The organism is Kitasatospora nipponensis (genome assembly GCF_039528135.1).
GTDB classification, from domain to species: Bacteria; Actinomycetota; Actinomycetes; order Streptomycetales; family Streptomycetaceae; genus Kitasatospora; species Kitasatospora nipponensis.
Map to the genome: position 1 here is coordinate 1 of NZ_BAAALF010000906.1, position 596 is coordinate 596.

Here is a 596-nt window from a genome sequence, read left to right on the forward strand (position 1 = left end):
CACGTTGCCGTGGAACCGGCCCTCGGGTCCGGTGGCGTCCCGGAGGATGTACTCCAGCGGGTACGGCGGCGGGCCCATGTTGAAGTCGACGCCGAGGAAGCCGGTGCCGTCCTTGTAGTCGTACTCCTTCGGGTGCCCGGTGTCGTGCTTGCCCCAGAGCAGGCTCTGCCGGCTCTCCAGGTCACGGGCGAAGGCCAGCACGGCCACCCCGTAGCACTCGGCCAGGATCGGCTTGTCGGCCGCCACGAAGGCCAGCACCAGCTCGTGCAGGCGCTCGTTGTTGGCCAGGTCGACGATCGGACCCGAGCCGCCCACGATCACCAACGCATCGAAGTCCGACAGGAGTTCACTCGTCGCGGAGTTGATCCTGCGGTTGTACTCCTCCAGGTCGCGGAGGTGGTTGAGCGCGCTGTAGTACGGGCGCTCCGGGATCAGCTCGGCCAGGCTGAGCGGGTTGTCCAGGCGGCTGGAGTCGTCCAGCGCCCGGGCCCGGCGGGCCATGTCCCGGCTGGTGACCGAGCGGCCGAGCGGGGGGTCGATGTACTCGGAGTCCAGGCTCGGCGGCAGGGCGTGCGCCCGCTTGCCGTTCGGGGTGA

The 596-nt window shown here is 69.8% G+C and carries 1 protein-coding gene; it reads right to left on the reverse strand.

Going from position 1 to position 596, the window contains the following annotated elements; genetic code table 11:
• Positions 1-596: type 1 glutamine amidotransferase domain-containing protein (locus ABD323_RS43985; RefSeq protein ID WP_344447609.1), on the reverse strand; the 596-nt coding region annotated here is incomplete at both ends.